This window comes from Luteolibacter sp. LG18 (assembly GCF_036322585.1).
GTDB lineage: Bacteria > Verrucomicrobiota > Verrucomicrobiia > Verrucomicrobiales > Akkermansiaceae > Luteolibacter.
This window is the reverse complement of sequence record NZ_AP024600.1, coordinates 4,087,279-4,102,422: the sequence shown is the minus strand read 5'-3', so window position 1 is coordinate 4,102,422 and position 15,144 is coordinate 4,087,279. Positions and strand designations below refer to the sequence as shown.

The following is a 15,144-nucleotide window of genomic DNA, read 5'->3' as shown; positions in this document are numbered from 1 at the left end:
CCGCGCCTCGCTATCGTACCCAGGAAGGCCGGTTAGAACCGGATCACCACGTCATAGCCGCCGTTGGTCAGCGCCTGGGACGAGCTGGCGTTGTATTGCAGGGTGCCCACCACGCCATTCACCGAGATCAGGGTGCCGGGCGCGCCACTGTAGGTGGTGCCGTTCACGACCACGCTGCTGAACTGGCCGCTGCCGCCATTCCGCAGCACGATGTACAGTTCATCTTCCGTGGCCGGGGTGTAACCCGCGTCGACATCCAATTGCAGGGAGCCGGCCAGCGTGCCGCTGCCCAGCACCACCAGTTGGCCGTAGCCGGTGATCGTGCTGGTGGCGGTGGTGGCACCGGCGTTTAGCACCTGCGATTGGACCTTGCCGCCGCTGTTCAGCGCGAAGTCGCCGTTCACGGTGAACATGTTCGGCGTGCCCGTGACACCCGGTTGCAGGGTGCCGGTGCTGGCCACCGTCACGGTGCCGGGCGTGATGACGCCGCCCTTGCCGTTGAGGGTGCCATTCACCGTCACCGCGGAGGTGCCTTGGAACTGGCTGTTCATCGTAACCCGGGTGCCGCTGGTGATCGTCGTGGTTCCGGTGAAGGCCGCGACGTCGTTGAACGTGGTTCCCGCGCTGCCGGACACCGTGAGGTTGCCCCCACCGAGCGCGAGCTGACCGTTCACCTGGAGCCAGCCGACCGAGGAATCCAGCGTCAGGTCATAGCTGGGTCCGGCGATCACGCCGCCGATCTTGCCTCCATTCGAGGCCGAGACCTTGATCGACGAGTTACCCGCCAGCGTGATCATGCCGTTTGCGCTGTTCCCGCCCTGGATCGCCAGCGCGCCAGCGTTGGAAACGCCGGTGCCGCTGATGATGAAGTTGCTCGGGATCGAGGACGTCGGGCCCCAAGCCCAGGTGTACAAGAGCACGGTGGCTCCCGGATCGACCTGGATCGAGGACGACGAGCTGTTGAGCGTGCCGGTGCCGTTGAAGATCAGCGTGCCTTGCTTCACCTGGATGCGGCCGCTGGTGGTGTTGGCACCGTTCAACTGGATCGAACCGGCACCGGTCTTCGTGAAGGTGCCCGGACCGCTCACCGCGTTGTTGATGTTCGCGATGGAACCGCTGGCCACGTCCACGCCGCCACCGCCGGAGCCGACGGTGATGGAGCGGGCGTAGGTGCCAGCCGGGTTGACTCGCAGGGTGCCCTGGCCATCGAGGGTGATGGTATTGGACGCGTCGCCGAGGCTTGCCTGGGTGCCCGCCACCAACACCGTGCCGTTCACGGAAATATTTCCGCTGAAGGTATTGTTGCTGTTGTTCAGAGTCACCTGGGTTCCCGGGGTGCCGAAGAACGTCACGCCGCCAGTGCCGGTGAGCTTCGACGTGATGGAGCCCGTGGTGCTGCCGGTCTGGACAAACGCGCGGGTGCTGCCGAAGGCGAGCGTGCCGCTGCTGATGGTGCCGCCGTTGAGGATCACCCCGGCTTCACCACCCGTGCCATTCATCGTGTAGGTATAGGTTCCCAGATTCAATCCGGTGGTGCCCGCCAGGCGGATGCCCTGCGACCAACTGTTTCCGGTCAAGGTGGTGGCCGCGGTGAAGTTCATCACCGCCGCGGAGCCGGTGGTGGCGTCCACGAAACTGCCGGAGGTGGCCGTGTAACCGGTGAATGCGGCGAAGCCGGTGGCACCGTATTTCACGAAGTCGCCCTGGCCGGTGTCTCCGGCCGTCACCAGCACGCTCGGCGAGAAGATCGAGCCGGAAGCGGTGGCCGTGGTGCCGGGAACGATCACCTGGACACCAGGGTTCGCGCCGAGATTCGACGTCGAGCCCGCCGGAGTCATGATGAACGTGGTGTTGGTCCCGCGAACCAGCGCGTTCGTGTTCGTCGCGCTGCCGATGTTCACGGTCAGCAGGTTGTTCGATCCCCGGTTGAGCGCGAGGTTGCCCGCACCTTGGACCTGGACGCTCTTGCCGGTGGTCTGGGCGAGGTTCACGACCGTGTAGCCGCCGCTGCCGGGGGGCTTGAGGGACAGCATGGAGCCCTTGAGCACCACGTTGCCATCGGTGAAGGTCAGGGGCGTGCCGGAACGGGTGTATTCCACCTTGCCGGCCTCGATGACCAGGTCGCCGTCCAGCGCGGAACCATCGCCACTCCAGGTGAAGAGACCCGTGCCGCGCTTCGTGAGGCTGTAAGACGAGGGCACGGTCACCGCGCCGCTGGAGGCCAGCGTGTAGGTGCCGGTGTCGATCGCGCTGTTCGCCGCGGAAACGATGATGGGTTGCGAGCCCAGATCCACGTCCGCGCCGAGCTGCAAGGTGCCGCCCTTCAAGGTGAAGCCACCGGTGCCGAGCGCGCCGCTGCTGGAGATCTTCACCACGTTGTTGATCTCGGTGCCGCCGCTGAACGAGTTCGTTCCGGACAGCGCGAGCGAGCCGGTCCCTTGCGTCCGCAGCGAGCCGCTGCCGGTGATGGTGCCATTGAGCGCGACGCTGTTGCCGTTCGTATCGATCACGCCACCGCTGCCGGTATTGATCGCATTGGAAAGGCTGACCGCGCCGGTGGCACGGAGCGTGCCGCCACCGAAGGTGATGGCTCCCGTGCCCATGGCACTGGCACCGCCCGCGATTTCCAGCACCCCGTTATTGAGGGTCGTGCCGCCGCTGTAGGTGTTCGATCCACCCAGCCGCTGGACATTGGTGCCGGTTTTCACGAGGCCGCCGCTGCCGCTGATGACGCCGGTGTGGACCGTCGAGTAGCAGTCCACCGGCTTGCAGTTGCCCAGCGTCAGGTTGTGCGATCCCAGCGAAAAGCCGCCGCTGCCATTGAGGCCGCCCACGGTCGAATCGGTGGTGAGCGCGAGGCCGCCGCTGACGTTAACGCTGACGATGCTGTTTTGCAGCGCCAGCGCGTGGTCGAGCCGGATCAGACCACCGTTCACATCGGTGCGGCCCGGGAAGGTGTTCGCCCCGCCCAGCACCAGCATGCCGTTGTCCTGTTTGACCAGGCGGCCGGGATTGGAGGAGGGGAGGGTCTCTGCCGTGCCCGTGGTGAAGTCCTTGTAGCCGGTGTCGCTGATCACGCCGTTGATCGTCGTGTCATGGTCGCCGTAGGCCACAATGCCGCCGCTGCCGCGCATGTCCACACCGGCCAGAGAGACGTCCCCGGCGTAAGCGTTCACGAACAGGGCGGCGGTGCGCACGTCGATGTCCGCACCGATGGTCTGGAGGTTCGGCGACCGATTGGTGATGCCGAGCATCCAGCCACCGCTGTCGCTGAAACGGGTGGCTTCCATCTGGAGCGTGTTGCCGTTGATGACGTAACTGCCGGCCCCGCTGGCGAAGGTGATGCCACGCAGCCGGTTCGTGGTCGGGACGGTGTTGCTCAGCGCGCCACCGGAGGAGCTGGCGAAGGTGAGGCTCTGCTTCTCATCGGTGAAGCTGGTGAAGGTTCCAGTGCTCGTCGGCGCCCAGTTGCCGGTGGTGCCCAAGGCAGTGCTGCCGCCCGCGGGTGTCCAGGTGATGTCCTGGGGGGCCTTGTTGATGAAGTGGATCGCCTGGCCGGAAAGTCCGCCGTGGTTGTTGTAGAGCCACGCCATCTGGCCGCACTCGGCATCGTAGTTCGAGGTGGCGTTCAGCGAGCCCATCATGGTCGGGTAGTTGCCCTTGCCATTCAGGATGTTCGCGGGGGCACCGGTGCTGTAGTTCAGCCGTCCGCCTGAGTCCCAGTCGGTGAAGTTGTCGGAGAGCTGCACCATGGTGAAATCGGTCTGCCCCCACCACATGTTCCAGGACATCCACCGGCCGAAGTAGCGGTTGTAGAACATCGACTGCACGTAGGCGTAGTCGCCGCCCGGGTGGAAGTTGATGGTCTGCGCCGGATCCCACGTCGCACCGGTCGCGATGTCCGCGGTCGAAGCGAGCCGGTCCTTGCCCAGGCTGATCGCCCGCGGATGCGCGGGATCGGTGCGGTTGTCGATGACATTGGCGAAGCCCTGCGCCGACGGGCCGTGCAGCCAGGTCATGCCGTTGTCGTAGGAGTAGACGATGCGGGCACCGTTCACCACCTTGCCGGTCACCGGATCGTAGTCCTCGATGTGGTCGTAGCCGACGAGGTAGTCCTCGTCGATGGTGTGGGTCTGGACCGACGAGCTGGAATTGTCATCGGTGAAAATCGTGAGCGAGACGGTGGTGCCATTGAGCGACGCGTCGTAGTCGACCGGGCGGTAGATGGTGATGAGCCAGTTGCCGCGGGAGTCGCCGCTGTATTTCGGGCCCTTGGCGGGCCACTGCGCGCCCGGCGTGTCCTTCGCCAGATCCAATCTCGGAGTAGAAGCACTTTCCTTCCGGTCCATCCACCAGCTGAGCGTCTTGGTGGGTTCGGAAACGCCGCCGGAAATGAGGGAGAAGTGCGCGTCCGGGAACCAGTTGTTTTTGAGGTTGTAGCTGGAACCGACCGGCTCATAGACCCGGGACACCGGGCCGAGGATGTAGGAATACTGGCCTGAGTAATCCACGGGCACGTATGCCGCGACGGCCGCCTTCGCGCTCGCGACACCGGTGACGAGCGCGGGAGCATCCGCCATCTCCGTGGTGGTGATCGCCGGGGCCGGAGCTTCCGCACCCTCGCCGGTTTCCCCATCACCGGACACATCGCCGGAAGCGATTGCATCGTTTTCCTGGAGCGCGTCCTTCTGCAGCGGATTCGTCCCAAGTTGGAACTCCTCGAAGTTTGTCAGACCATCGCCATCGAAATCGCCATACTGGCCATCCTTTGGATTGACCGAGCCATTGTCGTGCGGATCGAGTCCATTCGCGATCTCCCAGGCGGACGGCAGGCCGTCATCGTCCGGGTCATCGGCCTCCGGCACATCGCCGGTGAGCACCTTCGCAGGCAGGATCTCGCGTTGTTTCCCCGGCGGCTGCCACGCCACGGACACCCGGTCGTTGCTGTCCCCGGTCTTGTGCAGGACCTCAAGGTAGTAAGACCGGCCCGCTTCAAGCTGGACCACCCGGCTGCGCTGGGCGGTCTGGCGATCGAAATCCGGAGCCACATTGGCATCCGCCGCGACCTTCGCGATGCGCTGCTTGCCATAGCGGATCGTCAGCGCCGTGAGCTTGCCATTGACCGGCATCCGCACGCTGCCATCGGCGAGCCACAACTCCGCCTCGCCCCCTCCATCGATCCAGAAGGTGTAGGGCCCGCTCGCTTCCGGCGTGATGGTGCCGCGGTATCGGGTGGCCACTTGACCACCCTTGCGGACTTCATCGATGTTCGGAATGTGGCAACGCTCGTCCGGCAGGATGTGGGAACGCTGGCTGCCGGTGAAGTCCGCAAGGCTGCCCCCCGCCACTCCTTCCCAGCGCTCGCGTGTCACCCCATCGGCCAGCTCCTCCTGCTCCTGGGGATTCGTCCCCAGGCGGAACTCCTCGCCGTTGAGCATGCCGTCCCCATCCGGATCACCGTATTCGCCCTTTGCCCCCAGGGCGTTGGTGGCATCCAGTCCGTGGACCTTCTCCCAGACGTCCGGCAGATTGTCGTCATCCTTGTCGAGCGGATCGCCCACCAGCGAGGCGAAGACCGCACCCGGGATACGCTCGCGGGTGGTCTGGCCATTCGCCGTGCACGACCATTCCAGCGTCAACGGAGATCCCGGCGTGCCGCGCTCCACGAGCAGCACCTCCATGAAATAGCGCTTCCCGGCCACCAGCTTGACCAGCGCGGCCTCCTCGCGGTCGGCCCGGTGGCTCGCCACCAGTTTCTTCCGAAAACGCGAGACATCCGCAGACACACGGATCTCCGCGTTCGCGCCTCCTGTTAGATAAAACGAGTAGGTGCCGGTGACTTTCGGGATCACCACGGCTCGCATGCGGGCACCTTGATGACCTTCCGGGCTGACCGTGAAGGCGGATCCCGCCTGGAGACTTTTCTGATCCGCGGGCCTGTCGGCGATCGCCTTGCGCTGCAAGGTCAGCACGGAAGCGTCCTCGGGCAGGTTTTTCCAACGTTCCGTCGTGAAATTCCCATTGGTCTGTCCGAAGGACGCAAGCGGGAAGCAAACGGCGGCAAGGCACGAGATTTCCCGGAAACGGGAAGTCGGTTTTTTCATGGGTTGTGGGTAAGGGTTAGCAGTCAAAACGGCCTATTTCCCCCGAAAGGGAACAAGCCGTGAACCCCCTCCATGATCATCCCAGGCCACTGCCACGAATGAACATAGCGGGAATACCTTGAGAAATGTGACAACTGAACTTCGTGTTACTTCTCCATGAACGGAATTTTTGGATGAGCCGCTCGCACGGGATGGGAAGGAACACTTCGGGGCCTTGGTGAAATCACCATGTAGTCACACCGCGATTTCCACCCCGCATGACCGAAAACCCGAACCACTCCCCGCGCCCAGCCAAGAAACCCGAGCGGGGCTTCGCCCTGATCGTCGTCCTGTGCCTGATGATCCTCATTTCGATCGTCGCCCTCGGGATGTTGTCACTCGCCTCCGTCACCCTGCGGACCAGCCGCTCCAGCGAACTTGAGCAACAGGCCCGGCAGAACGCCCGCCTCGGCATGCTCCTCGCCCTCGGTGAACTCCAGCGCACGATGGGTCCCGACCAACGGGTTTCCGGGACCTCCGCTCTGGTGGACCCAGCGGGGAACCGCCCCCACCTCACCGGTGTTTGGAAAGGCAACAAGTGGAACGGGGGGAACACGATTCCGAACTGGACCCAGCAGAAAAAGGATGACTTCAAGGGCTGGTTGATCTCCGGCCCCACGCCGCAACAGCTCCTCCAGAGTGATTTCGCCGCCAGCGCGGCCTCTGGAAACCTGGCGAAACTGGTGAGCCCTGTCGGCAACGAGACTATTCCGGTCCAGGCCAACATCGTCGCCCTCCCGGACCGCGGCAAAGATCTGACCGGCGGGCTCGCCTGGGGAGTATTCGACCAGTCCGAAAAAATCTCGATGACCCTGCCTGCTAGCCGTGGCAGCGGGATCGATACCCGTCTCGACCGGATGGCCTCCGCTCCGAAGCCGGGCTATCAAGCAGTCTCCTCGCTGGACTGGACCTCCCTCGCCAACCACGAATCCGAGCGCCAAAAACTAATGTCACTCGATCAGGGTGCGCTCACCGGCCTGAGCGCCCAAGACCGCTCGTTCCACGACCTCGCCTCCCACACCGAAGGCTTGGTGGTTGACGTCGCGAATGGCGGATTTTCGAAGGATCTTTCCCGCCTCTTCGACACCGCCACACTGCCTTCCGATTACTCTTCCCGTTATCTCTATGGAAATGCCGCGGATCCCGGGAATCTCACCCGTCCGCTCGTTCCTCCGCCGACCCGCCTCTTCAATAACACGACCCTGCCTTCCTCCTTCCCCAGCCCGGATCCTTCCTGGAGCCTACTCCAGGCACACTACCGCTCCTACACCCTGGGCACTGGTGGCACGACGCCATTGGACATCACGGCTCTGCCGCGCACGAATCCCAACGCATTCAACGGCCAGCAAATCTGCCCGGTCATCAGCAAAGCACAGTTCGTTTTCAGCCTCAGCTTCGGAGCACAGACCGCCGGGGCCAGCGCCTACACGACATGGCTGGTCATCGATCCGGTGATCACGTTGTGGAACCCCTACAACGTCCCCCTGCGCTTCACTGGTGGAAGGATCGAACTATACCGGGTCCCGCTCGGATTCCGCCTCTACAAAAATGGTGTCCTGCAAAATTCCCAATACACCTCGCTGGCCAATACCTTTTTGAACGTCGATTTTGGCGGTCGGGCAAACAAGCGCTACCTACTGAACCTGCTGCCTGAAGCCGGCAAAAGCGAATTGATCATGGCTCCGGGCGAACACGTCGTCATGACCGCCCACACGGACTCAAAACATTTCAACCAAGCCTATTCCAACACCGGCATGGATGTGAGACCTGGTTTCTTTCCTCCCGCGGGGATGGCCAGCAACAGGGAAGCCGGCGGCGTCACCACGCTCAACCTGTGTGTCAACTCGGCTGGCGCAGGCACCGGCCCGGCAGGTGCCTACACGGTCACGGCAAATGCCAATGACAAGATCCAAGTCGAAGTCGCCCCCATGCACGCGAACGTCGACAGCTTTGCCGAGACAGGCGGCAAGGAAATCACGGGCTTCCTCAAATACTACGTGAACTCCGCCGCCCCGGGGGTCACCAATCCGGTGTTGGTGGGCGGGATCGAATTGGATTACGGCAGCCAGGAAAGCAGCATCCTGGCCAGCTATTCCAAGCAACAACTCCCGACCTTCATCGTCGATCCAGCCATCCCTCGCAGCTTCAAGGCCGATGATCGCCAACCGAACGGAAATCCACCCGTCGCGATCTGCTTCAAGGAGCCCTTCCTCGTCACGACCTTCCAGCAGAAGACCGAGCGGAACTCCCGCTTTCCCACCCGCTCGTGGCTGACCAACAGCCCGGTGAACCTCTATGCGTCCGAGGGGCTCGACCAAACCGAAAGCTGGAACCACCAACAGTATGAATTCCAGTGGGAGCCCATGACGGACTGGATGAGCAGCCCCACTGTCGAGATCAGCAACACCCGCAACCGCGGCTACGGTGGACCTGGTATTTACGCCCAGAGCGGCACGTCCCTCGCCACTTTCAACTCACTGCCGATGGCGCCGGCAGGTTCGCTCTTCCAGCTCCGGAACGCGCCTCTGAACCAAGGTGGCCAGCTCCCCCTCACCAGCCAGATCATCGGCGGTTCCCATCCCAGTCCGCTGATGGACACATCCGCGGTCACCAGCACCGCGGGATCACGCACCTACCTCGACCATTGCTACCTGGCGAACAACGCGCTCTTCGACTCCTACTTTCTCTCCTCCGCCGCGGACCGCACGCTCCCGCGTTTCTCGAATCCAAGGAGCGCCCGCCAGATGCTGGGCGAGTTCTTCACGAGCAACACGCCACTCCCGAACCCACGCTTCCTGCCGAACCCCGGCGGCGAAAATCCGGCCACACTGACGCAGACTCTTTCATCCTCCAGCGAGGCCTACAAGCAGATCGCGGCCTACCTCCGGGTTGATGGCCCCTTCAATGTCAACTCCACCAGCATCGCCGCCTGGGAAGCGCTGCTCGCCAGCAATTTCGGCGAGGCCTCGCCATCCCTCAAAAGCGGTCAGCTCGCCGAAGTCCAAAATAACGGGGTCCCCGTGCTCCGCCACTCGGCGCCCACCGGCGACGCATACGAGGACACCACCGCGCCAACAGAGGCGGACCTCGCGAAATGGAACGGCTACCGCCGCCTGAACCGCGATCAGATCAAGGTCCTCGCGAAGGAGATCGTGGCCGAGATCCGCAAACGCGGCCCGTTCCAATCCCTCGCGGAGTTTGTCAACCGCCGACCCGGCTCCGACGAACTCGCGGCGAAGGGCGCGGTGGATGCGGCGATCAGCCGATCCGGCGTGAACGGCGGGGTGCTCGATCCCTCGCACAACTTGAGCCTCCCGGGAGTGACCAACCCCGCCGCGGCCAATGCCAACACCGCCGATGGAGCTCCCGGCGTAATCAACCAGGCGGACATTCTCACACCGCTCGGCCCAATCCTCACGACGCGTGGCGACACGTTCTGCATCCGCGCGTATGGAGAAGCCTCGGACGACGAGGGCCATCTTCGGAAGGCCTGGTGCGAGACGGTGGTCCAGCGCGTGCCCGCCTACGTCAATCCCGAGGAAGCCCCCACTGCCACTCCCATGAATGCGGTGAACGTGGCCTTCGGCCGCCGCTTCGAAATCGTTTCGTTCCGCTGGCTCCGCCCTTCGGATGTCTAACTTCCACCACCCATCCTTCATGAAATTCCTCTTCGCTCTCCTCGCCACCACCCTGCTCGCGCATGCGGACACTCCGCCGCATGTCGATGTCTCGCTGTATTGCTTCCAGTTCGCCCCGGACACCAAACAACTCGCCATCCGCACCGGGGAAACCACCTACCAGGACGTGGAGCTCTCCACCGCGAACATCACCGGACCGGTCCAGGCGTTGGTGACGGACGGACGCATCACGCTTCATCGCCAACTCACGGCTCCGGATGGCAAGGTCACCTGGCCGGTCATCGGCTCCGCCAAGGTCACCGCCCCGATGTCCCGCGCGCTGCTACTGTTGCTTCCAGGGTCCTCAGGCAGCCCGGAGCCCTACCGCTGCACGCTCATGGACCATGCCGAAGCTTCCTTCCCCTTCGGCACCTACCGGATCGTGAATCTGTCCCCCTTCGCCGTGCGCGGAGCGATCGGGAGATCGCTCATCGACTTGAAGTCGGCGACCACGGGCGACTTGAAGCTGGAGGGTGAGCCGGGGGCCGTCGTGCCTTCCCGATTTGAATTCTTCGATTGCAACCGCTGGAACCTCCTGACCGAAACCCGCTGCGCCATTCGCAAGGACCGCCGCTGGCTGCTGTGCATCTATCGTGACGAGGATTCCGGCCGGATGAACCTGCGCAGTATTCCCGACCGGGTGCAACAGGTGATGGCTTCCGCCGACGCCTCCTCGGCCAGCAATTGATTTCCAGAGTCTGCAGGAACACCCGGCACCGCCGCGAAATCATTGGGGGACTCCCCATCCCCCAAGAAGCCCCATTCGCATGTTTCCCCTGAATCGCCTCCTTCCCTTCATCGGCTTCGGCATCGCCCTCGCCTACCAGGCGGATGGTGCCACCACCTTGGTCAATGCCTCCACGTTGAATGGAAGTTTTGAAAACGGCTCCGGCAACAACACCATCACCAGTTGGGCGGCCTCGACCACCGGTGGGTCGATGCAGCGCCAGAACAACTACGCCTCGAACGGTGGCTGGTCCCTGCTGGTGGCCGTGGATGCGAGCAACAAGTCCGTGGATGCGGCGCTCAACACCGGCTATCAACTCGTGTCCGGCGACACCTTCGCCCTGTCGTTCGATTCACGCGGTGCCTTCAACGCGGACAACACCGACCAGGTCACCTGGACGCTGTTCTACACCAGCGACAACACCTTGTCCGGCACCCGCACCACCTTGTACTCCGGCTCCCAGACGCTGACCGGAGCCACCGGAGACGCTAACACCAGCCCCTACAATGCGAGCGGTACACTCACCACCGGAGCGGTGGATCCGTCCGCCGCCGGCAAGACGCTGTTCCTTTCCTTCACCCCCGGCAGCGGCATCATCACCAATGAATTCGCGCGGGTAGACAACGTCGTTCTGTCCGTGACTTCCGTTCCCGAGCCCGCGGCCTTCGCTGCATTGGCTGCCACGATACCCTTCCTCGTCGTGCGGCGGACGAGGAGATCCGCATGAAACATTTCTGACAACTGCCGTCATCCCTTACGTCCGGAAGCCCTCGTGTTTCCGGACGTTTCTTGGCTTTTGGGGGCAAGCTTTCGCCGCCATCCATCGTATCCTTCCACGCATGCATTGTATCCTCCTCACACTCCTTGCGCTGGCTCCCGGCCTCGCGATTGCAGACAACGATTTCCGACCCCAGGTCCGGGAAGCCCTCGCCCGCGGCGAGAAGCGGATCGTCATTCCTCCCGGCCGTTACGTGCTCGCACCCGAGAACAACGGCAAGGTGGTGTGGGGCCTCAATGGCTTGAAGGAGGTCGACATCATCGCCGATGGCGTGACACTCGTCTCCACCAAGCTCACGCGCGCGGTGAACATCGACAACTGCACCCGCGTCACGCTTCAGGGCCTCTCCATCGATTACGATCCCCTGCCTTTCACGCAGGGCGTGGTGGTGAAGGCCGCGGACGATGGCAACTCCATCGATGTGCGCATCCACGATGGCTATGCGGTGAAACCATTCTCCCGCATCGACGTCGTCGACCCGGCCACCCGCTTCCGCAAGAAAGGCATGCCCTTCCTCTGGGGCACCAAGGCCGAGGTGGTGGATGAACACACGGTGCGTGTCACCCTCTCGAAAATCGCGAAGGCCGCCCAGCCGGGAGACCTCGTCAGCCTGAATACCGGGCAAGCCTCCGACGGCATTCCCCACGCGCTGAGCATCGGCCACGGTGACCAGATCACGTTGAAGAACGTCTCCGTCCTCAGTGCGCCCGGCATGGGCATCCTCGAGTGCGATGGCGAAGGCGGATCGAAGTTCCTCGGCTGCCGGGTGGTTCCCGGCCCGAAGCCCGCGGGCGCGACGGAAGAACGCCTGCTGTCCAGCTCCTGGGATGCGATGCAGAGCAAGACGATCAAGCGTGGTCCGGAGGTCGACCGCTGTGAGGTCAGCCACGCCGGGGATGACTCCTGGAGCGTGCAGTCCTCCGACTACATGGTGCTGAAGCGTGAGGGCCGCGAGATCGTGATCGCCAGCCGCGATGCCTTCATGGATGGCGTCTTCGTCGGAGACAGGCTGCGGGCGAACCTCGAAGGCTCCGAAGTGGTCGTCACCGCCCGCCGCCGGGTGGACCGTAAGGACGCCGGACTTTCCCCGGAAGTCACGGAGAAGCTCGGCAAGGCGCAGAACTGGTCACTGTGGCAAGTCGCGCCGTGGTGCCTCGTGCTCACGCTTGACCGCGATTGCCCGTTCGACACCGGCACCTCGGTCTATTCGCCGGACCGCATGGGCAATGGCTTCTCGTTCACCCGCAACCGCATCCACAGCTCCGGCCGGGTGCTGATCAAGGCCGGTGGCCGGATCGAGGAAAACATCCTCGATACCCCCCACGCCCTGAGCGTCTGCCCCGAGGTCCCGGACAACGCCGCGGCCGGCATCGACAACCTGGTGATCCGCAAGAACAGGATCCGCTCCGCGGGCTGGTTCTGCTACGCTCCCTGGTCGGCGGCCGCTGGGGCCATCTCGATCGTCTCCGGCATCAAGCCGCCGGGCTTCCAACCGGCGGGTGTTTTCCGAGACGTCGTGATCGAGGACAATGTCATCGAGGATTGCCCGGTGACCAACCTCGTGGCGACCTCCACCAAGGGCCTGACCATCCGCAACAACCGCTTCGTCCGCCCGCTGCAGGAAAACGCCAACGACACCGGGGCAAGCTACCAGATCCCCCGCGACCGGGTGATCTGGGTCAAGGACAGCACGGACGTTCAGCAAATCGGCAACACCATCGATTCCCCGGGACCGAAGGTGAACGCCCAGCCGATCCTCGTGCTTCCGGGCCAGGTTTCGGGGCGTTGATCATGAATGTGTGTTCTCCGTCCTTGGCGTCCCACGCGATCCATGCTGTGATTGATGGACGCCGGGGACTCCCCAACCGCCGCCCCCATGCCCGAGATCAACGAATTCGCCGATGTGGTTCGAGAGCACCACGCCAGCCTCCGGTATTTCATCCGGTCCCTGGGCGTGCAACAAGCGTGGGTCGATGACGTGGCCCAAGACGCCTTCGTGATCGCCTACCGGAAATGGGAGGACCTCGACCACACCGCGAACGTGGGCGCGTGGCTGCGCGTGATCGCCCGCAACGTGGTGATGAACGAGATCTCGAAATCGAGCCGCCGCCAGCGGATCCTCGATGAGAACATCACCGCCATTCTGCTGGAGAACCAGTCCGAGCCGTCCCAGCCCGAATCGCTCAGTGACCACGGCATCCGGCAGGAGGCGCTCCGCGATTGCCTCCAACAGCTCCCGGAGCGCACCCGCAGCGTGGTGGAGGCCCGCTATTTCCGCGACCGAAATTCCAGCCAGATCGGGGACGACCTCAATATGAAGGCCACCGCGGTCCGGAAGATCCTCTTCCACGCCCGGCAGCTCCTCGCGGACTGCCTGCAGGCGAAATCCATCCACGACGCGCGCTGATGAACCCGCCCGATCCATCGAAATACGAGGAGCTCTCGATCGCCTTCCTGGAGGACGAGATCGATGAAGCGGGCCGGGCCGAGCTGGAGGCGCTTCTGAAGACCGATGCCACTCTCCGCTCACGTTTATCACGTGAGCTCGCCCTATCCCAGGCGCTGATCCAAATGGGTCCGGATCATGACGAGGACACCTTCGTGAAAAACATGGTCCAGCATGTCGTCTCGATCGCGAACGAACCCGAGGATCAGTTTGTCGGTGGCGTGGTACGGCGGGTCAACCGGATGAACCGCGCGCGCTGGATCGCCGCGGCCGCGTCGATCGCGCTCCTCGCCGCAGCGACGTTCCTGCTTTGGCCCGCGCCACGCGGCGGAGCCAACCACGTGGCGAACCTGGCTCGGGTCGACGATGACCGTCTCGGAACCGGCGAACTGATCGCCGAGGGCCACAAGCAAACGCTCGATTCCGGTCTGTGGCGGCTCCAATTCGCCAATGGCGCCACCGTGGCCATCGAGGCCCCCGCCTCATTCGAGATCCTCTCCGCGAACTCGCTTCGCATCCACTCCGGCAAGCTCAACGCCTGGTGCCCCACCTCCGCTCACGGTTTCCAGGTCCTCACCGGCACCGCGAAGGCCACCGATCTCGGCACCTCCTTTGGCATCACCGCCCGCCCGGATGGCACCGCGGATTACGTGGTGCTGGATGGCCAGATCGAAGTCAGCACACCGAACGACACCCGCCGTATCTCGAAGGGCAGCGCGTTGGAATCCGATACGGCGAAAAATCTCCGTCCGCTGGATTTCCAACCCCTTTCGTTCTCCCGCACCTGGCCCCTGGCCTCCGGCATCATTTCCACCCGCGGCTCCGTACAGCCGGCCCCACCTGGAACTCCCGAGCAACTTGCCCTGATGGAAAGCAGCACCTCCGTGATGGTGGTACCGGAGCGCCGTGACGTCTCCCTCAACTCCCCGATCACGGTGGATCTCGTGGAGCCGGGAAGTTTCCCTGCCTCGGCAACACCCGCTTCGCGTGCCTTGGAGGCCACTCCGGGCACGCGTTTCGGCAGCTACCTGATCCGCTACAATCCGGTAAAGAGCCAGAATGAGCACCAGGATTTCCGCTGGGAACGTTTTGAAGGCGAGGTCACCTTCGACCGCCCCGTCGCCGCGATCTGTGCGCTGGGATCGAGCTTGGACGCCAGCGATCCCCTCTTCGCAACGGGCAGTTGGAAGTTGCCCGCGAAGAAGGAGTACCGCGGCATCGATCTCGATCAACCGGCTGACGCTCCCGACCGCGTGACTCTCTCCGCGGACCGACGCACCGTCCACATTCTCTTCAATGCATCCATCTCGACCGATGAGGTCCGCGTGTTGCTCGAGGAACCCTCCGTCACCCTGCCGTAGCCGCCGGGCTGC

At 63.7% G+C, this 15,144-nt stretch carries 7 protein-coding genes; 6 read left to right on the top strand and 1 reads right to left on the bottom strand.

Annotated elements, in window-relative coordinates; translation table 11 throughout:
• Nucleotides 1–32 precede the first annotated feature (32 nt).
• On the bottom strand, nucleotides 33–6,104 hold the full coding sequence (locus llg_RS16250; protein WP_338285775.1) for a PA14 domain-containing protein: 6,072 nt from the start codon (nucleotides 6,102–6,104) through the stop codon (nucleotides 33–35).
• Between the two features lie 257 nt (nucleotides 6,105–6,361).
• Between llg_RS16250 and llg_RS16245 the strand changes: the two genes are divergently transcribed.
• From llg_RS16245 to llg_RS16220, 6 genes are all read left to right on the top strand, one after another.
• A complete protein-coding gene (locus tag llg_RS16245; RefSeq protein ID WP_338285774.1) occupies nucleotides 6,362–9,781 on the top strand; it encodes a hypothetical protein in 3,420 nt (1,139 codons plus the stop codon).
• 19 nt (nucleotides 9,782–9,800) lie between these two features.
• Nucleotides 9,801–10,508 (top strand): hypothetical protein, encoded by a 708-nt coding sequence (locus llg_RS16240; RefSeq protein WP_338285773.1) that lies wholly within the window; start codon nucleotides 9,801–9,803, stop codon nucleotides 10,506–10,508.
• 79 nt (nucleotides 10,509–10,587) lie between these two features.
• Nucleotides 10,588–11,274 (top strand): hypothetical protein, encoded by a 687-nt coding sequence (locus llg_RS16235; protein WP_338285772.1) that lies wholly within the window; start codon nucleotides 10,588–10,590, stop codon nucleotides 11,272–11,274.
• A gap of 112 nt (nucleotides 11,275–11,386) precedes the next feature.
• On the top strand, nucleotides 11,387–13,114 hold the full coding sequence (locus llg_RS16230) for a hypothetical protein (protein WP_338285771.1): 1,728 nt from the start codon (nucleotides 11,387–11,389) through the stop codon (nucleotides 13,112–13,114).
• Between the two features lie 87 nt (nucleotides 13,115–13,201).
• The gene (locus llg_RS16225) at nucleotides 13,202–13,732 is read left to right on the top strand and encodes a sigma-70 family RNA polymerase sigma factor (protein WP_338285769.1); all 531 of its coding nucleotides are present in this window, start codon (nucleotides 13,202–13,204) and stop codon (nucleotides 13,730–13,732) included.
• Nucleotides 13,732–15,132, top strand: coding sequence for a hypothetical protein (locus llg_RS16220; protein ID WP_338285768.1), 1,401 nt, complete (start codon nucleotides 13,732–13,734; stop codon nucleotides 15,130–15,132). Before llg_RS16225 ends, llg_RS16220 begins: the two co-directional genes overlap by 1 nt.
• Nucleotides 15,133–15,144: the final 12 nt, after the last annotated feature.